Consider the following 21,653-nt stretch of genomic DNA (forward strand, 5'->3'; position numbering starts at 1 on the left):
CAGCACCGGGAGCTTCGCCCAGCGTTTACGGCTCGCCGCCAGTTCCTCGAGAAGCACTTCGCGATTTCCGGCATTTGCGAGGCGCCGCAGCCGCTCTTCCAGGGCGCGGCGCGTGGCCATGGTGATAGTTTCTCCGGTCTTCTCGGCCAGGGCCTTGGCAAGCCGTTCGGTCTCCAGATCTTTAATACTGAGCGCCATCGAAGGTTCCTTGGTTCCTGATTTTCTGTATTCTACCTGACCGCAGTGTTGATGCAAGAGAAGTATCCGGGCTGATGGATTGCGAAGAAAACCGCTGAAGTCGCGCTCTCAGAAGATCGCGATGTATGGGCCGGACGGCGCGATTTCGAGTTGGCGCGAACTGATGACGGCCGCGGTGGTCGTCCGATCAATGCTCGGTGTCAGTCCGAGCGCCAACCAGGATGCTTGCGACGCCATGGCCCCGGAAAATGCGGCCGCGACGATGGCCTGCATTCTTGAGAGGGCGGGCATATCAATTCTGCCGGCGCATGACTTTCCGTTGACGCCGGAACCGTCTACTAATGTGAGCGCACCAGTGTCATTCGAGCCTATCAGTCCGACAGGACAATGATCAAAGGAGGATACTTTGGCAACCGGTACGGTAAAATGGTTCAACACAACAAAAGGCTTCGGTTTCATCCAGCCGGATGACGGAACTGCCGATGTGTTCGTCCACATTTCCGCGGTGCAGCGAGCTGGTCTACGCGGACTCAACGACGGCCAGAAGATTACCTATGAGCTGGTGAAAGACCGCAAGTCCGGCAAGATGTCAGCCGACAACCTCCAGACCTGAGCCCATTGCGATTCTGCAGCTTACTGCATGCAGTGTTTGTTCTGCTCCAGCGGTGCCTCTGGCCGGACGTCCAGGACCACACGCCTCCGCCGGTATGACCGGCGCTTTCAGGTGATCAGCCGGGCGGCGCGCCCCTGTTTGCGTTCCACGTCATTGTAATAGCGAGCCGCCTGCGTGACGGACTTGTGCAGCGACTGCTGCATGGCTTCAGGGAGCGGGATGCCCCGATTGGCAGCCTCGGTCAGATAGCCTGACCGCAACCCATGCGCGGAAAATAGCGTCGGGTCGAGCCCGGCATGTTTGCAGCGGCCCTTCAGGATCAGGTTGACCGACTGCGGCGTCAGCGCCCGCTGGTCGATATTCCCCCATTGGTCAATGCGTCGGAACACCGGCCCCTCTTCGATATTGGCTTCCCCCAGCCAACGTTTCAGCGCAACCACTGGCCGGCCGATCAGCAGCACATGTTCGTCGCCATCACTCGTCGTCGTCTTCGTGCGGCCGAGCCGGATCGACAGGCAGGGGAGGGGAGGGGATTTCTCGTCGTTTGGATCTGTCCGAACCGGGTCCTCATCGTTGAGATCCTCAACGCGCATCGCTGCCACTTCTGATCGGCGCCGTCCGCCGGAGGCGAACGCGGCCAGAAGCAGTGCACGATCGCGTAGATCGACCATGCGCTCGCCAGCGCACGCGAGCAGAAGCTTCGCCAGGATATCGGCTGTAACCGCCTTTTTGCTCTTGCGTTGCCGCGGCCGCGCGCTGGCGCGAACGGCTAGCCGCAGGGCCGATTTCAGCGAAGGGCGGTCAAAGGAACCGATGAGGCCGCGCCAACGGGTGAGGATCGACCAGCTTGTTAGCCGGCGTCGAACGGTTTGCGGGGCGTGTGGCCCGTCGGCGCGCAAGAGGCGTTGAGAACGCAAGCCGCTTTCCACCTCTGCCGGCATGCCATGGCCTGGATCCTCGGCCCGCTTAGCCGGGTCCCAGAGGTGATGGGCGACGAATTTGAGAAGCAGACTCTCCGGCGCCGGCCAGGGGAGGGGAGTGCCAGTGGCGAGCTGGCACCAGGCCTCGAGATAGCCGAGGTCAGAAGCAAGCGCCCTCAGGGTATTGTTGCCCATGCCTTCGCTGGCGAGGTGTTTTAGCGTCGCTACATCGTTGTCGGTCAGAAGTGCAGCAAGCTGGTCGCGGCGGTCGAAGGGCAGGATGGCGTCCAGGGCGTCGAGTTGCTCGGCTCGAGCCAGAGCACTTGATTGGATCCCGTCAGTGCTCATTGCCGAACGGTCCCAGGACCGGCACTTTCTCTGCCCGCGCTGCAGCCGCCAGCTTTCGATCGAGGGTCGCCAACGGAAGGGACCGGGCGATCGCGAGCTCGAGATAGGCAGCATCATACGCACTGAGCCCTTGCGCCGTCGCAAGCTCGATCACCGATCCGTCCTGGCCGGCGCCGGCGTCCTCAAGTGGGAGGCGCCGCAATCTGGTCATCGCCGTCAGTGCCTGACCCGCCGCAATGCGCTGGCGCCTTTCGGCGGTTACAAGGATGCTCCTGGCTTCGTGCCAGAAGAGACCTGGGACCGGACACTGGCCGGATATGCTGGCGATCAGTTCTTCAGCGATTTCGCTGTGCTCTTCCGGAAGCAGCCAGGCGGCTGCGGTCGAGGCATCGAGAACGAAGACGCTCAAAATCGCTGTCCTTCGCGCTTCCAGTCAAGGATCTCATCGTTGGTAACGGGTTTGGCACGCAAGCGAGCCGCCCGGACTTCTGCCATCAGGAAGCCGAGCTCATTGTCCTTGTGGATCCGGCTAAGCTTGGCGACCGGATCGTTGCCGCGGGAAATGATGACCTCTTCACCGGCTTCGACGCGCGCCAGGAGTTCGGAGAGATGCGCCTTGGCCTCGGCGACTTTGACGGTGACGCTCATGGGAAACTCCGCTGAACAATGGCTCTCGTCGCGCAGATTTCGGACGAGCGCAAATTTGACGTTCTGAGCTAAAAATAGAGCGCACGTACGTGTTGGTCAACTGGTGGACCATCTCACTATCGATACTTGAAACCTATCGATAGTGATGGCGCTTGAAAATTAGCATCCTGGTGACGGAAATATAACGCTAATTAATTTCCGTTTGTGAAATTTAAGGCGTTAATTCATATGGTTAATGATCGCCTAAGATGATCAAGGTGCCCAGAGTAGCAGTGTGTCCCGTCGGAACGCCGGCCTCACCTGCCGCATCTCGACGAACGCATTGCCCGTTCGGCGGTCGGCGAAGGCTTTCTCGAACGCATGCACTTCGCCGATGCCTGCGCCTCGCTGTGGATCGACGGCGACGCGTCATCTGGAAAGCTTTGGCTTCACGAATGCCGGCCACCCCTCTGCACCCGACCATGCCCGCGCCGGGCTGCGCTGCCTGCCTGGCCACCAGTGACTGCGGCGGCCGGCGACAATTTGAATAATCTTCAACTTTTGTTTGCATTAATGCAGTTAGACCCGGGCTCGGCCGCCGCTTTGGATCGACGCTCCGTAAAGCTGGCCGGTTGACGGAACGATCTGTGGACCAAATTGCAGAGACCAAATGCACAACGAGAAGCCACCAACCGCCATACTCGAGAAGTGGCTTAAGAGTTATCCGTCCTCTAAACAGGGTTATGGTCATATCCTGATGGAGCAAATCGCGGCGGGTGACGCAACCATACGAGAGGGGTTGCGGCCCTATTTCGAGTCAGCGCATTCGGATGCCCGAGAATACTTTCATGCCTATGCAGGGATGAGCCTGCATCCGGACGCCGGCGCTCCGGGATGCAATGCAAAATATCCAAACTGCCTTCCTCCGAAGGCAAGGCGTGGTGTGTTCGGAGAAGTGATGTCGGGGCTGATGACCGAGGCGCTGGACTTCGTCGGCAATCACGAATGGATCGTTCCGGTATTTCTCTTCCGCAACCAGGAAGACGCCAGGCAGTATATCTATGTTCTTTCGCGCGATCCCGCGCGCAAAAGAGAGGTCCTCGGCCGCAAGGGCGACGATTTTATCGGCATCGTTGTCAATGATGTTGGCGCGGTCACGCGGTTCATTGCCGGAGAGGCCAAATGGCGCAAACAATGGATACCCTCCGTTCTTGATGAGGTGATGCTTGGGAAGAAAATCGAAGTGCCGAAAAAGTCCGGCAATTTTGTCCACAATGGCAAGGGTGTCTGGTTCGAAATTAACCGTGCCCTCGATGTGCCGATTGGGGTGAAGCAGCTGCAGGAGATTCTCCAGGAGTTGGCTCCTGATGAATACGCCGACGCCATCCTCTCCCTGGACAAAATTCAGCAGCTGCAAAATCCGGCCCCGTCCGAGCGAACAGATCTCATTCTGCTGATAGGGGGCGGTGCATCTAAACGTGGTAATGGTGAGACGTTGTTGGAATGGGAAAACAAGCCCGCCGAACATCAGAAGGACAGAGACCTTCAGGTTGTAGAAATCATCTTGTCCGACGGCGATGCACTAATCGATGGCCTTTATGACAGCCTCTGGCCCTAGGTACAACCCATGCCGAGCAAAGACGCAGAACGTATCGCAATTGCGCTCCGGACACGTAATTCTGCCGGCCAGGATCAGGTTTTGACACCTCGGCAAGCCAGGGCTCTCGTCAGGGCGATACAGACCACGTGGGATGTCGAAACCATCCATTGGTCCCAAAGTGATTCTGAGGAAACGTTGGCGGAGGCATATCGCCTCCTTCACGCCGGAGGGGTTCTGCAAACAGTCGAAGGTGGAAATCCAGTCGACGCGAGTCTGGCTTTTCGAAGGGCAGGTGAGCTTTTCGAATGGCTTGCTCGCTCGGATGACAGCTTGGCCGAAATCGTTCCACTGGCTCTTTTTGCTGCAGGTTCGTATCAGTTGGGTGGATTGCCCGCTATGGCGGCCGGACTTCTTCGTCAAGTGAAATCGAAAGACGACGGCATTCTACTCTTCGGCGACTTTCTTAGCGCCGATTTTGACCGTGTACTGGAGAGGATTGCCGCCTTCTGGCACGCCCATCCGGAGTTGACCGCACCTGATGCATCCAACGCGTTTTTCAAGTCAGACGTTGGGTCGGACTTGGCCTGGTTGACGACGCTGGAGCTGGTGCGATCGGTTGGGCTCGCTGCTGACAGCCTACGGCGGGGACAAACCGACAGACTGGAAGCGGCGATCACCCATCTCCGGCAAGTCGAGAGATTCCTGTTGCGCCTTGCGCCAGAAGATGTGGCGACGCTAGCGTTCTTCATTCGGTCGGCCTGCGAGCGTTATGCAAACGCGACGATTTATCGGCCTCTTCGGCAACTGGCCGCAATACGTCCAGCGCGACTTGCATATCTTGATGGTTTTGCAAGGCGCCAGTACGCAAGGGGACGTGGCGTTCTGTGGCAATCGCAGCACCAAGGCATAGAGCGATTGCTCCAGAATTCGTCCTTTGCTCTGTGTACGCCGACAGGATCGGGCAAAACGTTGGTAGCGAACCTGGCGATCGTAAAAGAACTTCTTCTGCTGGGCGACAGCCTTCTGGCACCCCTTGCCCTTTATATTGTTCCTTCGCGCGCGCTTGCCGGTGAGGTCGAGGCGAAACTCACTGGAGAGCTTGGTCGCGAGTTCATCGTGACTGGTTTATACGGTGGCGCCGACTGGGGGATCACGGATGCATGGCTGACAGCCGATACGCCGACCGTCCTCATTGCTACTGTCGAAAAAGCCGACGCGTTGATGCGCTATCTTGGCCCGATGCTGCTTGCCCGTGTGAAGCTCCTGCTGCTGGATGAGGCGCACCAAGTAGTTATCGACAACACGGTTTATTCTCAGGAAAAGCTGGCGGAACACACGAGCCGTGCGGCGCGGCTCGAAGCATTTGTTTCACGACTCTTGGCCCGCAAACCGGACGTCGTTCGAATCGCCCTAACAGCCGTCGCGGGCGGGGCAGCTGGCCCGGTCGCCAGATGGATCGAGGGGAATCCCGCTGCAGAAGCAGTAGGCTCCTACTATCGCAGTACGAGGCAGGCGATTGGCACGTTCGAAGTCCGTGATGGCGCTGCACCGGAAATCCTCTTCGACATGCTCAACGACCGCGTCCTTTCCGTAAGAGGGCGTGATGCGAACGTCTATATGCGACTGCGCATCGCGCCGATGCCACAGGCGCCTGCGACTGTCAGAGACAGCCTGAACCACAATACGCAGCTGGCAATACTGTGGACGGCGCTCCATCTGACCGAGGGTAACCGGCGTATATTAGTCTCAGTTTCTCAAAGCCCGGAAGACACCATCCGCTGGTATGCGGAAGCCTTCTCACTAAAGGGATGGCAAAACTTGCCGGCCTTTATGCCGCCGGCCGACGGCCCGGACGCGGAACTATTCCGATCTGCACGGATGGTTTGCGCGGATTATTGCGGTCAAAATGCGCACGAGCTAAAACTGCTCGACAGGGGCATTGCGACCAATCACGGCCAGATGCCGCAACGCCTCAGGCGCATGATGGTAGCGCTGATCGAGCGGTCGGTTTGCCGCATTACCGTAGCGACGGCTACCCTCACCGAAGGCGTCAATCTTCCCTTTGACCTTATCTTCCTGCCTTCCGTGATGAGAAGTTCCTTCGACGTCGCCACGCGAAAGCGAACCGAGCATCCGATGTCGACGGCAGAGTTTCGCAATCTTGCCGGCCGCGCCGGCCGCCCAGGTGCTGCCAAGGGCATGGAGGGCATGACTCTTGTTGCGCTCCCAATGTCTGAATCGACTACGGCTCCCGGTCAGCGGCAGACGCAACGCGATCAAATGGAGGCCCGCAGGGTCGAATACGACAACCTTCTCACAAAGCTGATCGACGAAGCTGCGAGTGGTGGGGAACACCATAGTCCGCTCTCAGTGCTGATGCGCTCGATATTGCAAAGGGCGTACGACCTTGGCGTGACGACACCTGCCGAGTTTATGGATTGGCTGGAGGCTGCTGCCCCGCAGGACTTGTCTTTGCAAGCGGGTATGGCTTCACCATCCGCAACCGCCCGTCTGGCAGACAGCATTGACGAGCTGGATGGCATCATCTTGTCTGCGATTGAAGAGCTGCAGGCGATTGAGCCGGCTCAACTGACCCAGGCGCAGATCGAGGCCGCGCTTTCCAGCGTCTGGCAGAATACGTTCGCGCGGGTGGCCTCGGCCTATGAGGCTTGGATGGAACAGGCCTTCGTTCAGCGGGGCAGGGGTCTTGTCGAAACGGTCTATCCGGACGCTTCGGAGCGGAAGGTGCTGTACAGCTTCGGTTATACCCCATGCATCGGCCGGCGCTTCCGGCCCGCGGCAGAAAAGTTGATCGACATTCTGCATTATGCGGACGGCTACGGCGGGAAGCAGGACGACGACCGGCTCGCGTTGTTCCGGCAGATGGGAGACATCATCGCGACGGACCCCGGCTTCGGCTTCACGGTCAGAGACACTGTCATCGGACGCGATCTCTATGCCAGATGGCATGAGGTGCTGGCCTGGTGGATGGCAGCTACAGATGCTCTAGCGCCTCCCGTCAACGATCTTCGCGCGTGGCAGACCTTTGTAGCGGACAACCTGGAATTCCGGTTAGGCGTTGCTATCGGAGCCGCGGTTGCTCAGCGCTGGACCGAAGAAAATCTCGATCCGTTCGCGACACCAGCCCTCGATACGTGGAAAGAGATGACGGATTTACCGTGGTTTGCATTTTGGGCGAAGGAATTGCTGCGCTGGGGGACACTGGATCCGTTCGTGGCGTTTGCCCTGTCGCAGGGGGCCGCCCGTTCGCGCGATGACGCCGTTCCCCTAAAGCAGGAGTTCCTAGACTGGTTGGATCATCGCGATGAGCCGGTGGCACATGACGAAGAGCTGATCGATCCGAGGAATTTCCTTGAGTGGTTACGCAGCAAAAAAACAGCCCCCAGTGAAAGAACGTCTACCCGGTCGTTGCAGGCCGGCCTGTCTGGCACCTCTGGCACCCGGGGGAAATACTCGGTCATCCCGATCCGGGTTGCCGATGGTCTTCGCTGGATCGATCCTGCCGGATTCGAACTGGCTACCACGCCTGACAGTCCGGCGTTGATCGGTTCAGCGATCTACGGTCACGATTTTGATCTCCTGACGAAAAGCGGGGCCGAAATCCTCAGATCATTTTGAGGTGCCTAACATCCTGCAGCATCTCGCGGTCCAGCGTCAGGTCCGCGACGATCTTCTTCAGCCGCGCATTCTCGTCCTCGAGCTGCTTCAGCTTCTTCATCTCCGGCGGCAACAGACCCGCGTATTTTTTCTTCCAGTTGAAATAGGTCGCCTGGCTGATCCCCGCCTTGCGGCAGATCTCCGCGACCGTCACCCCTTCATCACCCTGCTTCAGAATGAACGCCTTCTGCGCGTCCGAAAACTGCGATGCCTTCATCGTCTTCCGTTCCTTTCCCAGCCAGGAAAAATCACCGGAAAACTCTAACCAAAATCGGTCCAGTTTGAAGGGTTCAGATCAGTTTGGATACGGCATATACAACTGCGCTGGCTTTTTCCTGCTTCGAGCCGTCAGGGAGCGGCGCCGGTATCGGATGGGAAGTGCGTAGCGCTGGTGCGCTCACATTGAGTGTAAGTCTCGTCGCGGTCGGTGAAAATTTCGACTTCCTCTTCCACGCGGATATCGAAGTATTCGTTAGTATCGAAAACTGCAGCCGCCGAATCTCGCGCAGGGTCCGTATCTTTCCTTGCGAGCTCGTCTTCCGTAGAGCGAGAGAATTCGGAAAGACGCCGAAGGATGTAGGTTCGATGGTCTTCCGGTAGCGTGGCGATGACAACCTTCAGAAGGAATTGGAGGCTTTCGATTTTGCCGCTCATCTCGGCAACCATCCTATCTCTTTCCTCTTCCATCATCGTCGTTTCTCCTGCTGTTGGTTGCGAAACCCAATGGAGCATCTACCCGCGCTGGTGGCAAGGACGCCCGGGAGCTTATCCCCGGAGCGCCTGCTGCCTGGTGCCCTATTTGAGATTGGTGAGGAGAGAGTTCGCAAGCATTTCGAAAAGACTGACCACGGGTGAGATTCCCCTCAAGGCGAAGGATCGGAGGCATCCGGACTGAGCGGCATGTTGCCGGCTTCCAGTCGTCTCAGGCGGAAGGAGAGTTCGCGTTGCCGCCTTTGATCGGAACGCCCGGGATGCGGAACGATTTCCCAGACGCCACAGGTCGATAGCCCTTCTGACAGGATGGTAGGCTTATAATGGCCTAGGGGGCGGCGAGATTGATGACGTCTTGAGGGGGAAACAGGCCGGACGCGACGATAGCGGCGTGAGCCTGCGCAGGGTCGTCCGCGAAAAACACGACACCCAGATCCTCGCCGGCTCTGGAGCAGCAGACATAAAGAAGGCGACGGGTGCGCATCACCGTCGTTTCCTTGCCGTCCCGGATGTTCTGCTCGTCCGTGTCGGAGAGAGGCGTGATGCCGAAATACTTCCCGTAATTGAACTGATTATGGCGACCTTCTTCGTCATCGAGGATCGTGAGAACACGGCTGAATTCCGCACCCTTTACCCCCTGATGCGTTTCGAACGGCGACTGCTCCTCAATGTAGCGACGATAGCCCCATAGCTGGCGGATCGGCGTGTGAAGGAGCTTCACCAAAGCGGCATGGTCGCCGCTTTCAACTGATGGAGCCGCAACATCGTATTCAGCCATTGCCGCGAGGATGCGATCATCCAGCTTGAACATGCCTCCGTCCCGCAGATGCTCGAACGCAGCAAAAGCAGGGGTCGCTGAAGCCTCTCCGCAAATCTGCGCGAGCGCCTTCAACCGAGTGTCCATATCTTTCAAAATGCCGGGCACAGCGTTCGCCTGCATGTACTCGCGCTGCAAAAAAGGCGCATGGCGACGCAGAAGGCTCATAACCTCGAACTGATCGTCATCGGCATTGGCTAGCATCAAGGGGGCCAGCAGCTTCAGCAGAGGGGTGACGGCCCAATGTGTGCCGTCATCGAAACCGTCTTTGAGACCGTCAGACGTCTTGTCGTGGAAGGCTTCGTACAGGGAGCCGAAGCCAAGGCGATTGGCGGCCATCCGGTGGGCAATCACCAAGACCTTCACGTCAGCGTCAGATTCATCGCTGAGCCAAAGGGCGTCGCTGTTGTGGTGTGCTAGCCATTGTCGCGCGTCAGCTAGGCTCTGGGTACGGTCGGTCTTGGACACCACGAGCAGCTTCGCCGAGCCTTGGACCGGAACGCGTACGCCTCCGACCTCTTTCGTTTTGCCGCCGGTCTGAACAAGACCGTCATCGCCCGCGCGGATCTGGTTGATCACATCAAGGACAGCGACGGGGCAGCGAAAATTTTCAGGCTTCTCGATAGGCTTCCAGCCCTCAAGAGGTGCTATGACGCCGGCCCCGGATGTGTAGATTTTTTGCATCGGATCACCAATGAACCCGAGGCAGAACTTACTGCCGAGCAAGGCTGAGATCGCCTGGAGTGCCGCAACGACATCCGGATCGGTGTCCTGACTCTCATCGACAAAGATGAACGGGTACTTCTGCCCAACCACCTTGGCGATGACCGGAAGGTCGCGGATCAGCTCGGTCGAAAGCTTGATAACGTCGTCGTGCCCCAAAATGCCCTTCGGGTAGTCGCTCCCGACACCGTAGGTGAAGCGCTTCACATCACCGACCGTGAGCTTTTGGGCTCGGTACCGCTCTAGGTCGGCGTGTTTGCGTTCGCGCGTCGGTGCCCGCGTCCTGTTCGTGAAGCCTGCAATCTCAGTTTCAGTGTCTGTGATTTTTTTGTCGAGCCGACGCCCGACCCAGCTTGCGATGTCGATCTGAAACGGCTTCACGGCCGCCCAGAGGAAGCTGTGGATCGTGGACACGTGGAACAATGGATTGTTGCCGACATCACCCCAGATCTCGGCGACTGCGACTTCTGTGTAAGTAATGCAGGCGATCTTTTTGGACTGCGCTCGGAGAGCTCGGCCTCGTGTTTTCAGAAGATGATCGAGCGCTTTGACGATCGAGGTCGTCTTTCCCGACCCTGCACCTGAGACCATTACGAACCCGGTAGACGCGTCATCGTCTAGCAAGGTTCTCAGTTCAATATCAGCCGGCGTATCCGGCTTTCCCGCGCGGCTGGTCATTGACCCACCTGAACGTTCTGAGGTTGGGCAGGAGCTTCGTCGGCGCCCGCGACTTCAGCCGTGTCTGCCGTCTCCTCTTCTACGATCGCGACGTGTTGAGTCAGCCAGTCCAAGCCCTGCTGGATGTAAGTCGGGACGACCCACGTCGCGTCGCTGCTAGCCAAGAGACCCAAGGCGAAGTTGGTCTTCTTGAAATGCTGGCCTTTTACGCGCGTGTGAATCTTCGAAGCCAGATCGGCCAGCGGCATCGTTCCCGCCTTGCTCCATCGCAGCTTCAGATCGTGGTGCTCCTTCTTCTGGCACCATTCAAGGTTTTCGTAAGCGAACGCCTCTTCGAGGGTTCGGCTCTTCAGCTCAGCCGTCTCCGCTCCCCACGTTACGGTCACGGGGCACTGATACGTCACCATCACATGCGCACCCGAGCCATTCTGCGGCGCTTGCAGCTTGCTTTCAGGCGCCGCGGCCAGAAGGTCTTCAATCAGTATCTTGCCGGGGAGCCACTGGCGCAGGGTCTGGTTTGCCGTCACAGCTCCAGCCGTTCCGGCAGGGCATTTTGAGCTTGGCTTCGGCTCATCTCCTTCAGCCGCACCCTCATCATCGAGCTCATCGTCCTCGTCTTCACACGCGTCGTTATCGCTTTGGGTAGCGGCGTCCCCGTTGGCGTCCGGAGCGGCTTCGGCAGCCTTCTTAGGCTTGGGCGGATACACGCTGTCGAGGTCTGTCACGATCAGGGTCGGCAAGCCGAGAAACTCAATCAGCTTCTGGAAGCGAAAGGCGAAGGCGCCGCCAACCTCAAGAATGCTGAGATAAGCAGCGTTCAGCTTCTCAGCGCCGTGCCCGATCATCAACGGAAGTACGAGGCGCTCGACGTTGCCCTCAACAAGGATTGCGCCGTCAGCGAAGAAGAGGTCGCAATGCGTCAGCTTCATATATCGCTGGAGGAAGTCCCGGTCTTCCTTGTTGCTCTCGTAGAAGGCTGAGAGGTTGAAAACAGACGAGCTTTGCTTGGAGCCGATTTCGGCCGAACGGCGGAAATAGCGTAGCGGTCTGAAGCCCCGCTCGTACAGGATGTGCGGGGAATGTGTCGTGATCACGAACTGCGTGGCGTGACCGTCCGCCCCTGCGGGCGGGATGAGTTCGGTGAGCTTGCGAACGAAGGCCTGCTGGAGTTGCGCGTGCATATGCGCCTCCGGCTCCTCGATGAACATCAGGTGGATTGGTTGGCGCTTTTCTTCCTCACCTTCCTCTGTGACCGACCACGCAGCATGGAGGTCGAGGAGTTCGACGCCCATGTAGATGAGGTTTTTAAAACCCAACCCGTTGTAGCTGTCGGGGAGAGACAGGGCTTCTGCGTCACCGGTCGCCTCTTCGAGCAGGTAGTGAACCTTGGCCTGCTGATCGCCCATCAGGCGCTCCAGCCGCAGGGCGGCGCGGATCTCCAGTGAAGGGTTGGAAAGGCCGGGATACCCGAGCTTGCGCAGCGATTTGAACGTATCCTTGAACACGTCTGAAAAATGCTTCGTCAGTTGGTCTTCAGATAGCGCCAACGCGCGCAGGGCGTTGTGGTCGTCTTCGCGCTTGCTCTGGTTGCGCGTGTAAAAACGGCTGAGGCGCTTGGACAGATCTTCGGTTCGAGCCTGTGCGTTACCGTCGCTTAAGTGTCGCTGCGCGCTCAGGAAGTCCACCTTGATCAGCGAATTGATGATCGAGTGGCCCGTGCGCTCGGTGTCTCCCAGGATCTCCTTCGGCGTATAAGTCTCGGCGGCGTTCGCAGGGTCGAGCGACGCTTCGTCGAGGATGAAATAGCGCAAGCCGTATTCATTCTTCAGCTCGCGCGCGAGGTAGTCGCGCATGTTGCGAGGCCAAGGCTTGTAATCCGCGCCATGCTCGGCCTTGGTCTGCGCGAACTTCGCGGCCTCGGTCGCCATCCTCCGGTAGCTGGCCAGCGTTTGGGCGGCATCCTTCGCGGCAAACTCAATCCGGACGCCGACGAGTGCGCCTTCCCATGCGGCTCGGGGCAAGAGATCTACTACCCGGTAGAGACTGTCCGGATCAACGCTGATCCACACATCAAGAGTTATGGCTGGGAATTCGAAGGCTTGCTCAGCCGCATCTTCCGCCGGGAAATTTTCAAAGCCTGGCCAGCAATCTGCGCTGAAATCATTGACAGTGAACTTGTCCTTAGAACCAGACAAAAACAGGTCCACAGCGTGGGTTGCAGACGTTTTTCCGCTGTTGTTGGCTCCAACAAATATTGTCAAATCGTTTGCAAACTCGACGCGTGCATCTCTCAATCTACGAAAGTTCTTATAAGTCAGAGAGTGAAGATGCATATGATTTGGCCCCCGCCCGATTATGCAATGAATTATGCTGGATTACTGACTATCGCTTAAGCTGTGCCATATCATGTAAACAACGGCAGGGGGGAGTGGTTCGAGGGCGAGACCGGCATTCTCTTAACATCAAACGACGGGGCCGGACAGGATTATGCTTCCACGAGCCTTGCAAGCCTTGTTGCTGTGATGTTCACCATTTGGGCCAAAATGATCGCATAATGTATCGACTGGAAGGATGTTCAGAACGCAACAAACATTGGGCGAATTTGCTGCTAACGACTGGTGTAACGGCGAGGAGAATTGCGCGTTTCGTCGACTGAGGAGGCGCAAGCGCGACAATTTTCGGGCACGGGCTGGAAAGTTGCCAAGCTTGGCCGTGTTAACCGCCCCGACGAGTAGAGTTGCGCCTTGGCATCCAGCGTTCGAAGAACCTCACGCTGGAGCTCCATGATTGCACTCTCCTTGACGGCTTCCTCGACCCGCACGCAGACATACATGCGGGGTAGAAAATCCGCATTCCGGTTTGAAAACTCGGTGGATGGGCGGCCCACCCATCGAGGCGACCGCTCCTCGCTACTTCATCCGATTGCGCCCGGTGTGGGCTTTGCTTCCGGAGTAAAGAACACGTCGGCGTGCATGTCTTCCTGACGCAGTCCGCGGGCAAAACTTGCCTCTATCGCCGCGTCGACCATCAGCGGCGGGCCGGCGACATAGGCTTTCCAGCCGCCCAAGTCCGAAAGATCCTTTCCTACGACCTGCGTCACGAAACCGGTTCGATACTGAGTGGTCTGCGCCTCGGACAGAACCGGCGTGAAGCTGAGATTGGGATGCCGTCTAGCGAGCGCCTGGAAGTGCTCGACCAGATAGAGGTCGCGTTCGCCCCGGGCGCCGAAGTAGATATGGATCGGATGCTTCGTACCGTGGGAGAGAGCGGTTTCCACGATCGCCTTGATCGGCGCCAGCCCGGAGCCGCCGGCGACGCACAGGATCGGGCCGGAATGGTGCTGGCGCAGGTAGGAAGACCCCAGCGGGAATTCGAGTGTTGCCTTGTCGCCGGACTTCAGTCTGCTGTGCACGTGTTGCGAGGTGACCCCACCCGGCACCCGGCGAATGTGGAACTCGAGGCCGGCAGCGCCAGGCTGATTGGCCATGGAGTAGCTGCGGGGAGGTACCCCATCAAAGCTGACATTTGCAAATTGCCCTGCGGCAAACAGCAACCGGCACCTGTCCTGCGTCATGATCTGGACGAGCTTGATGTCATGGGTGAGGTCATCGATGTGGGTCACGATGCCTTCAAGTCGTCGCGGTGGCAGAACGGTACCCCCGTCGTTGCTGCCAATCCATGCCACCGCCGTAGCCGTTAGGGGAAGCGCCCGGCATGCAAGGATAAGGCCATCGGCTTTCTCTACATCGGTGAGGGCGAAAGGCGAATGCTGGAACAGTTTCACCTCTCCCTCGATCAGCCGAGACTTGCAGGCGCCGCAGCGCCCGGACTTGCAGCCATGGGGGTACGGAATTCCAGCGGCGAGTGCCGCGTCGAGGATGGTCTGCCCGACCTGGACTTCAAGGCTGGCCTGGGCCGGCCGGATATCGACGAGTTTTACGGTCATATCAAAGGGCCCCTCAAGCGTCTTTTGCCAGACGAAGCGCTGCTACCAGCGCCGGCTTCTGGCTTTCGAAGGTGCCGTAGAAAACCTCGTCGTTGATGATCGTGATTGGCGCCACCCGTACACCTGTGCGTGCCTTTGCCTCCTCGGCGATCCGTGGGTCGGTGAGATCGCTTTCTTCGTAGGCCATTCCCCGCTGGGAGAGCCAACGCTTGAGCGCATGACAGTCCGGGCAGGTTGGGGTCGTGTAGATGAGGATGTGTGGTGCGTTGGCTTCGGTCATCGTCTGGCCTTTCTTTGAATTCGACACGATTTCGCTCGGAGCCGGCCGCCCCGGAACGGGCCGACTGAGGAACATTGCCGCCAGGCTGCGGCTTCCAGCGCTTGTAAGGTCAAGGGCTGTTTTGCATTTCAGTGATTTTTCCGGAAACGGGATCTCAGCTCGTTACCGCTCGTCAGAACGCGAGGTTGGGAAGCGGCAGCCCTGCTGAAAAGCCGACATGGGATTGCGCAAGCTGCGTCGACAAGATCGACGGCTGCGCCGGGCCGTTTGGGGGCAGAAACGTTGCCACTTTCGCGTGACCGGTCCAGCAAGGCGACGACAAAGGACATGGCCAAGAAGCCGCCAATCGCACGTGGTCAGCGGCCTTTACTCTGCACCTGATGGTTGGCTTCAGGGATCCCTTCGAAAGAGTTTTCTGCGGGCCTTGACCTTTCCACCGTTGGAAACCGCACCTTCCTCAAAGAAGTGACCGCCGCCGCCGCCTTCGGGCCCGGTGCGGGCATAAATGAAGGTGAACGAGAATGAGTAAAAAAGCCGCCATCCTGTTCTTAGCCGGTGTCGTCGTCACCGGGGGCACTTTTGCCTTTGTCTATAGCGACGAGGCGGGAGCCTATGTCAGTCGCCTCCTTGGGCTTGCCTCATCGGCCAGTGCGCCTGAGGCAGTCGCGGCCGGAGCCGGGGGAATGCCCACACCCCAGGTTCCGGTCGCAGAGGTTATCACGCGCGAGGTCGCGCCTTCGGTGGAGTTCACGGGCCATCTCGAAGCAGCGAAGGCCATTGACCTGCGACCGCGCGTCGGCGGCGCCATCGACGCCGTGAGTGTTCCTGAAGGCGGTCTCGTGCGCCCGGGCCAGCTCCTGTTCCAGATCGACGCCAGGCCATTCCGGGTCGCCCTGGATGCCGCCAAGGCTCAGTTGGCGCAAGCGGCCGTTCTGCTCGATCACGCCGATATCGCTTTCGGGCGAGCTGAATCGTTGGCTCCGAACGGTACTGTGTCGCGCAAGACCTATGACGATGCGCAGGCCACACGTCGCCAGCGCCAGGCGCAGGTCGAAATCGCCAAGGCAGCCGTGGCGGCCGCCGATCTCGATCTGTCGTTCACGCGCGTCACGGCGCCGATTGGCGGACGCGTCGATCGGGTGCTCGTCACCGAGGGCAACCTGGTTGCCGGCGGCAATGTGGGAGCCGCTACGCTTCTCACCACGATTGTCTCGACGGATCCCGTCTACGTCTATTTCGATATAGACGAGGCCACCTTTCTCGATTTCGTTGCGCGTGCCCGCCCCGACGAGAGTGAAAAAGCGACCCAGAAACTGCCCGTGCGGGTCGGTCTTATGACCGATGCCGGCTTTCCGCATAAGGGCGTCCTCGACTTCCTCGGAAACCGGGTCGACCGCGGCACTGGCACTATCCGAGCTCGAGCTGTCGTCCAGAACCCCGATGGTCGGTTGGCACCTGGCCTCTTCGCGCGGGTGAACCTGGTTACCGCGGAGCCCGCAAGCACCGTGCTCATCGACGACCAAGCGATCGGTATCGATCAGGGCCGCCGCTACGTGCTGGCGCTCGGGCCCGAGAACAAGGCGGAGTACCGCGCGGTTGAACTCGGGCCGATGATCGATGGGTTACGGGTTGTCTCGACTGGTCTCAAGCCCGGCGAGAAGATCATTATCAAGGGGCTTGTTCGTCCCGGCATGCAAGTGGATCCGCAGATGATTTCGATGCTCCCCGGCAACGCAGTCAATCGCGATCGGGCAGCGGCTGAAACGCAGGAGGCGCGTCGATGAACATCCCGCGTTTCTTCGTCGATCGCCCGATCTTCGCGGTCGTTCTCTCTGTCTTGATGCTGATCGCCGGTGGCCTGACGCTCCTGAAGCTGCCATTGAGCGAATATCCTCAGGTGACCCCGCCAACGGTACAAGTCACCGCAAGCTATCCGGGCGCCAATCCCGAGGTGATCGCCGAAACGGTTGCAGCACCGCTGGAACAGGTGATCAACGGCGTCGAGAACATGCTCTATATGAGCTCGCAGGCCGCGACCGACGGGCGGATGACGCTGACGGTGACCTTTCAGCAAGGCACCGATCCCGACATGGCGCAGATCCAGGTGCAAAACCGCGTCTCCCGCGCGCTTCCGCGTCTGCCGCAGGAAGTGCAGCGTATCGGCGTCGTGACACAGAAGACCTCGCCCGACATCCTGATGGTCGTGCATCTCGTCTCGCCCGATGATCGCTACGATCCTCTCTACCTGTCGAACTTCGCCACTTTGCAGGTGCGCGATCAGCTTGCACGCCTGTCAGGTGTGGGTGACGTTCTGGTCTGGGGTGCCGGCGAATACTCGATGCGGATCTGGCTCGACCCGACCAAGGTGGCGGCGCGTGGCCTGACCGCCTCCGACGTGGTGGCGGCAATCCAGGAGCAGAACGTCCAGGTGGCCGCCGGCTCGGTCGGCCAGCAACCGGACGCCTCGGCGGCGCTCCAGGTCACGGTTAACACCCTTGGCCGGCTTTCGAACGAGGAACAGTTCGGCGACATCGTCGTCAAGACGGGTGCCGATGGCCAGGTCACCCGCCTGCGGGATGTTGCCCGTATCGAACTTGGCGCGGACTCCTACGCGCTGCGCAGTCTTCTTGACGGCAAGCCGGCGCTGGCATTGCAGATCATCCAGAGCCCCGGCGCCAACGCGCTGGACGTGTCGAGCGCCATTCGCGGCACCATGGAAGAACTACAGAAGGGTTTTCCCGAGGGTATAGAATATCGTATCGCCTACGACCCTACCGTCTTCGTCAAGTCATCTCTGGAAGCCGTGGTGATGACACTGCTCGAAGCCACCGCGCTTGTCGTGATCGTGGTCGTGCTCTTCCTTCAGACCTGGCGCGCCTCGATCATCCCGCTGGTTGCCGTGCCAGTGTCGTTAGTTGGCACATTCGCCTTTATGTACATGTTCGGCTTCTCGCTGAACACGCTGTCGCTGTTCGGGCTCGTGCTGTCGATCGGGATCGTGGTCGACGACGCCATCGTCGTCGTCGAGAACGTCGAGCGTCACATCGCGCTCGGCGAAACGCCGAAGGAGGCGGCGCGCAAGGCCATGGACGAAGTGACCGGGCCGATTATTACCATTACTTCGGTGCTGTCGGCCGTGTTCATTCCCTCGGCATTCCTGTCCGGTTTGCAAGGGGAATTCTATAGGCAGTTCGCGCTCACGATCGCAATCTCGACGATCCTGTCGGCGGTCAACTCTCTCACGCTTTCTCCTGCGCTCGCAGGCGTGCTCCTGAAGCCGCACCACGGCGACGTGAAGCGCGACCGGCTGACGATCATAATCGACACCCTGTTCGGGTGGTTCTTCCGGTTGTTCAACCGCTTCTTCGACAGGGCCTCGAATGCCTATGTCTGGTCGGTGCGCCGCGCCGTGAGGCTCAGCGCGCTCGTCTTGCTTGTCTATGCCGGCTTGATCGGAATGACATGGATGGGCTTCCAGACCGTGCCCAACGGGTTCGTGCCGGCGCAGGACAAATATTACCTTGTGGGCATCGCCCAGCTTCCGACCGGAGCCTCACTCAATCGGACCGAGGCGGTTGTCAAAAAATTGTCGGAGATCGCGCTTGCCGAACCGGGCGTTGAAAGCGTCGTTGCGTTTCCGGGTCTTTCGGTCAACGGCATGGTCAATATTCCGAACGCCGCGGTGATATTCACGATGCTCAAGCCCTTTGACCAGCGAAAGGATCCTTCTCTTTCAGCATTTGCCATAGCAGGTCGCCTTATGGGCAAGTTCAGCCAGATACCCGATGGTTTTGCGGGCATCTTCCCGCCACCTCCCGTTCCAGGCCTTGGCTCGACCGGCGGTTTCAAGTTCCAGATCGAGGATCGCGCGGGACTTGGCTTCGAGGCGCTGGCGCAAACCCAGGGCGCGGTCATGGGCAAAGCGATGCAAACGCCTGAGCTGGCTGGCATGCTCGCGAGCTTCCAGGTGAATGCGCCACAGGTGCAGGTGGATATCGACCGGGTGAAGGCGAAGTCGCAAGGGGTGCCGCTCAACACGATCTTCGAGACGCTACAGGTCAACCTTGGCTCGCTCTACGCGAACGACTTCAATCGCTTTGGCCGCACTTACCGCGTAATGGTCCAGGCGGACGCGCCATTCCGCATGCAGCCGGAGGATATTGGCCGGCTGAAGGTGCGTAACGCGGCGGGCGATATGATCCCGTTGTCGGCCCTGCTGACCATCAAGCACAGCTCGGGGCCGGATCGCGTCATGCATTACAATGGGTTCCCGTCGGCCGATATCAGCGGTAGCCCGGCGTCCGGATACTCGTTCGGGCAAGCGACCGCAGCCATAGAACGGGTTGCAGCGGAAACGTTGCCGCCCGGCATGGCCTTCGAGTGGACCGAACTCGCGTATCAGGAAAAACAAGCCGGTAACACGGCCCTGTATGTCTTCCCATTGTCTGTTCTGCTCGCGTTTTTGATTCTCGCGGCGCAGTACAACAGTTGGTCTTTGCCGTTCGCTGTGTTGCTCATCGCTCCGATGGCGTTGCTTTCCGCGATCGCAGGCGTCTGGTATACCGGAGGCGACAACAACATTTTCACGCAAATCGGCTTCGTCGTGCTCGTGGGTCTCGCTGCCAAGAATGCCATCCTGATCGTCGAGTTCGCCAGAGCAAAGGAAGACGAAGGCGTCGATCCCCTGAACGCCGTACTCGAAGCAGCCCGGCTTCGCCTGCGGCCGATCCTGATGACCTCACTCGCCTTCATCGCCGGTGTCGTGCCGCTTGTGATCGCGACGGGCGCTGGTGCCGAGATGCGTCACGTCATGGGCATAGCCGTCTTCGCAGGCATGCTCGGCGTCACCCTGTTCGGTCTGGTGCTGACACCAGTGTTCTATGTCATTGTCCGCCGCCTGGCGATCAGCCGCGAGCAGCGAAGGAGGTCCGACATGGAAACGCCGGCCTAGGTTCGGCGTCCCGAGATCGCGATGAAGGGGCAGCGACCGCCCCCTTTCAGCTTGAAGTTCGCAAACGCAGATCACCAAGCGGACCGAGAGGTTCCATGCGAACACCACCGGATGGTCGTAGGTGACGAACACGCGCAACAGTGAGATCGCACCCGATCCGCTGATCTCGAAGCCCATCCTGTAGGCACCGATGACGAGGAGGTTCGTGCGTCCCCGCGCCCGGTCGCTGGTGAGATCGGGGCAGTGGGGGGCTAGGTCCCGAAAACCTCGTTGTCTACGATCCCTCAATCAAACGGAGCGGCTTGCCGGGCCTGGGCTTCCGGGATCCCGGCCGTTGGTCGTCGCGATGCTGATCCTCCGAGACGAGGCTTTTAACCGGTCAAGCCGCGCCACACCGGCTGGCGCGGCAGCAAATAACTTGGATCCGGTTCTGGTCTTCGCGCCCCGGGGCGGATCGTGTGATTGCGCGCCATTCCGTCGCCACTGGCCGCCGGCCCTACGCGCCCTATCTAAATACTGCGGCTCTTGCTGGCCAAGCACGATTTAGCAGATGGGTCAGCTCAGATCGAGAGGAACGCAACATGCATAGGAGTGCTTTCAAAGTCGGGATCTCGGCTATGACGCTTGCAGCTTTTCTCACAGCGGGTATGGCCGCATTTGCAGATGAGATGAAGTTCAAGGCCGACCTCAAGGGCAGCGAGGAAGTTCCGCCGGTGCAGACCAGTGCTACCGGCACGGCTAACATCACCTATGATTCGACAAGCAAAATGCTCTCCTGGACCATTGAGCATTCCGGGTTGAGCGGCGAGGTGTCGGCGGCCCATTTCCATGGCCCCGCCGCTGTCGGCGAGAACGCGCCGCCCGTCGTTCCAATCGATGTCTCCGCGCTCGCCAAGGGTTCCGCTACCCTCGACGACACCCAAGCGTCGCCCCTTTCGGACGGGAAACTCTACGTTAACCTGCATACCGCGGCCCATCCCGATGGGGAGATCCGCGGCCAAGTTTCAAAGGCTGAATGAACTCACACACTGCAGACGGCGAGAAAATGCGGCAATCTCTCGAAGCGCGCTCTGTTGCTTCTGGGCAAACATGGCAGCGTATTCAGGACGATACGGTTTGCTCGCGCGTCGTTCAACGGGATAACGCCGGCCGACGAAGCGGGGGCCCATGAGATTCCGGATGAAGCTGCTTCATAGCCAGCTTCAGGATCGTCTGCAATGACGATCCGGACGATTTCGGCTCCGCGTTGGCCCGCAATCAGGAGCTAGTGCTGACGCGGGCGGTGGCCCCAAGAAGGAACCGTCATGGCTTCCCAGGTTGGTGACGGCCGCTTGCGTGGGCATTTAGCCGCTCTGCCGCGGCGTCGCGAAAACTCCCGAGCTGCCTCCGGGCGCTTTCCCAATCGTAGGTCATCATGGCCTTCTCTCGGGGCGCGCACGATCGCCGCCAGCCTGTCGGCCGCTGATACCGGAACGGGCGGCATTCCGTCGATATCGTGGCGCACGCAATTCGGTTGAGCGACGGACAAATGAAATCTCTTCGTGTATATGCGTTCACGAAGCT

Annotated in this window: 15 protein-coding genes and 2 pseudogenes; 7 read left to right on the forward strand and 10 right to left on the reverse strand. The window is 59.4% G+C overall.

Annotation, left to right across the window (positions count from 1 at the left end; genetic code table 11):
• Positions 1–198, reverse strand: a 198-nt coding sequence (locus ASD00_RS28765) for a type II toxin-antitoxin system VapB family antitoxin (protein WP_057210663.1), incomplete at its 3' end; no start/stop codon positions are given.
• A gap of 112 nt (positions 199–310) precedes the next feature.
• Between ASD00_RS28765 and repC the strand changes: the two are divergent.
• Together repC and ASD00_RS28770 are read left to right on the forward strand one after the other, a co-directional pair.
• A pseudogene (gene repC, locus ASD00_RS39400) lies at positions 311–504 on the forward strand (replication initiation protein RepC); the annotation flags it as partial.
• A 100-nt stretch (positions 505–604) separates the two neighbouring features.
• The gene (locus ASD00_RS28770; RefSeq protein ID WP_057210665.1) at positions 605–811 is read left to right on the forward strand and encodes a cold-shock protein; all 207 of its coding nucleotides are present in this window, start codon (positions 605–607) and stop codon (positions 809–811) included.
• A 107-nt stretch (positions 812–918) separates the two neighbouring features.
• On the opposite strand, the gene ASD00_RS28775 is transcribed toward ASD00_RS28770, so the two are convergent.
• Genes ASD00_RS28775 through ASD00_RS28785 form a run of 3 tightly spaced genes read right to left on the reverse strand, consistent with a single transcriptional unit; the run spans position 919 to position 2,727 of the window.
• Entirely contained in the window at positions 919–2,079 is a 1,161-nt protein-coding gene (locus tag ASD00_RS28775) for a site-specific integrase (RefSeq protein ID WP_057210667.1), read from the reverse strand.
• Positions 2,069–2,488, reverse strand: a complete 420-nt coding sequence (locus tag ASD00_RS28780; protein ID WP_057210669.1) for a type II toxin-antitoxin system VapC family toxin — start codon at positions 2,486–2,488, stop codon at positions 2,069–2,071. Before ASD00_RS28780 ends, ASD00_RS28775 begins: the two co-directional genes overlap by 11 nt.
• Positions 2,485–2,727, reverse strand: coding sequence for a type II toxin-antitoxin system prevent-host-death family antitoxin (locus ASD00_RS28785; RefSeq protein ID WP_057210673.1), 243 nt, complete (start codon positions 2,725–2,727; stop codon positions 2,485–2,487). Before ASD00_RS28785 ends, ASD00_RS28780 begins: the two co-directional genes overlap by 4 nt.
• Positions 2,728–3,376: 649 nt before the next feature.
• Here ASD00_RS28785 and ASD00_RS28790 point away from each other — a divergent pair.
• Together ASD00_RS28790 and ASD00_RS28795 are read left to right on the forward strand one after the other, a co-directional pair.
• The gene (locus tag ASD00_RS28790) at positions 3,377–4,324 is read left to right on the forward strand and encodes a hypothetical protein (RefSeq protein WP_057210675.1); all 948 of its coding nucleotides are present in this window, start codon (positions 3,377–3,379) and stop codon (positions 4,322–4,324) included.
• A gap of 312 nt (positions 4,325–4,636) precedes the next feature.
• The gene (locus ASD00_RS28795) at positions 4,637–7,945 is read left to right on the forward strand and encodes a DEAD/DEAH box helicase (RefSeq protein ID WP_244496164.1); all 3,309 of its coding nucleotides are present in this window, start codon (positions 4,637–4,639) and stop codon (positions 7,943–7,945) included.
• A 7-nt stretch (positions 7,946–7,952) separates the two neighbouring features.
• Here ASD00_RS28795 and ASD00_RS28800 read toward each other — a convergent pair.
• The 6 genes and pseudogenes from ASD00_RS28800 to ASD00_RS28825 form a co-directional block, all read right to left on the reverse strand.
• Positions 7,953–8,201: pseudogene (locus tag ASD00_RS28800) on the reverse strand (transposase); the annotation flags it as partial.
• 131 nt (positions 8,202–8,332) lie between these two features.
• A complete protein-coding gene (locus ASD00_RS28805; protein ID WP_057210680.1) occupies positions 8,333–8,674 on the reverse strand; it encodes a hypothetical protein in 342 nt (113 codons plus the stop codon).
• Between the two features lie 349 nt (positions 8,675–9,023).
• Positions 9,024–10,913, reverse strand: a complete 1,890-nt coding sequence (locus ASD00_RS28810; RefSeq protein ID WP_057210682.1) for a UvrD-helicase domain-containing protein — start codon at positions 10,911–10,913, stop codon at positions 9,024–9,026.
• Positions 10,910–13,246 carry an ATP-dependent endonuclease gene (locus tag ASD00_RS28815; RefSeq protein WP_057210684.1) on the reverse strand — a complete coding sequence of 779 codons (2,337 nt, stop codon included), beginning with the start codon at positions 13,244–13,246 and terminating at the stop codon, positions 10,910–10,912. Before ASD00_RS28815 ends, ASD00_RS28810 begins: the two co-directional genes overlap by 4 nt.
• A gap of 581 nt (positions 13,247–13,827) precedes the next feature.
• The gene (locus tag ASD00_RS28820; protein WP_057210686.1) at positions 13,828–14,859 is read right to left on the reverse strand and encodes a 2Fe-2S iron-sulfur cluster-binding protein; all 1,032 of its coding nucleotides are present in this window, start codon (positions 14,857–14,859) and stop codon (positions 13,828–13,830) included.
• Between the two features lie 13 nt (positions 14,860–14,872).
• Positions 14,873–15,139, reverse strand: coding sequence for a glutaredoxin family protein (locus ASD00_RS28825; protein ID WP_057210733.1), 267 nt, complete (start codon positions 15,137–15,139; stop codon positions 14,873–14,875).
• A 521-nt stretch (positions 15,140–15,660) separates the two neighbouring features.
• Between ASD00_RS28825 and ASD00_RS28830 the strand changes: the two genes are divergently transcribed.
• From ASD00_RS28830 to ASD00_RS28840, 3 genes are all read left to right on the forward strand, one after another.
• On the forward strand, positions 15,661–16,923 hold the full coding sequence (locus ASD00_RS28830) for an efflux RND transporter periplasmic adaptor subunit (protein WP_057210687.1): 1,263 nt from the start codon (positions 15,661–15,663) through the stop codon (positions 16,921–16,923).
• The gene (locus ASD00_RS28835) at positions 16,920–20,090 is read left to right on the forward strand and encodes an efflux RND transporter permease subunit (protein WP_057210689.1); all 3,171 of its coding nucleotides are present in this window, start codon (positions 16,920–16,922) and stop codon (positions 20,088–20,090) included. The genes ASD00_RS28830 and ASD00_RS28835 overlap by 4 nt, the downstream gene beginning before the upstream one ends.
• Before the next feature lie 617 nt (positions 20,091–20,707).
• The gene (locus tag ASD00_RS28840) at positions 20,708–21,109 is read left to right on the forward strand and encodes a CHRD domain-containing protein (protein WP_057210691.1); all 402 of its coding nucleotides are present in this window, start codon (positions 20,708–20,710) and stop codon (positions 21,107–21,109) included.
• Positions 21,110–21,653 lie beyond the last annotated feature (544 nt).

Source organism: Ensifer sp. Root31 (assembly GCF_001424825.1).
GTDB classification, from domain to species: Bacteria; Pseudomonadota; Alphaproteobacteria; order Rhizobiales; family Rhizobiaceae; genus Ensifer; species Ensifer canadensis.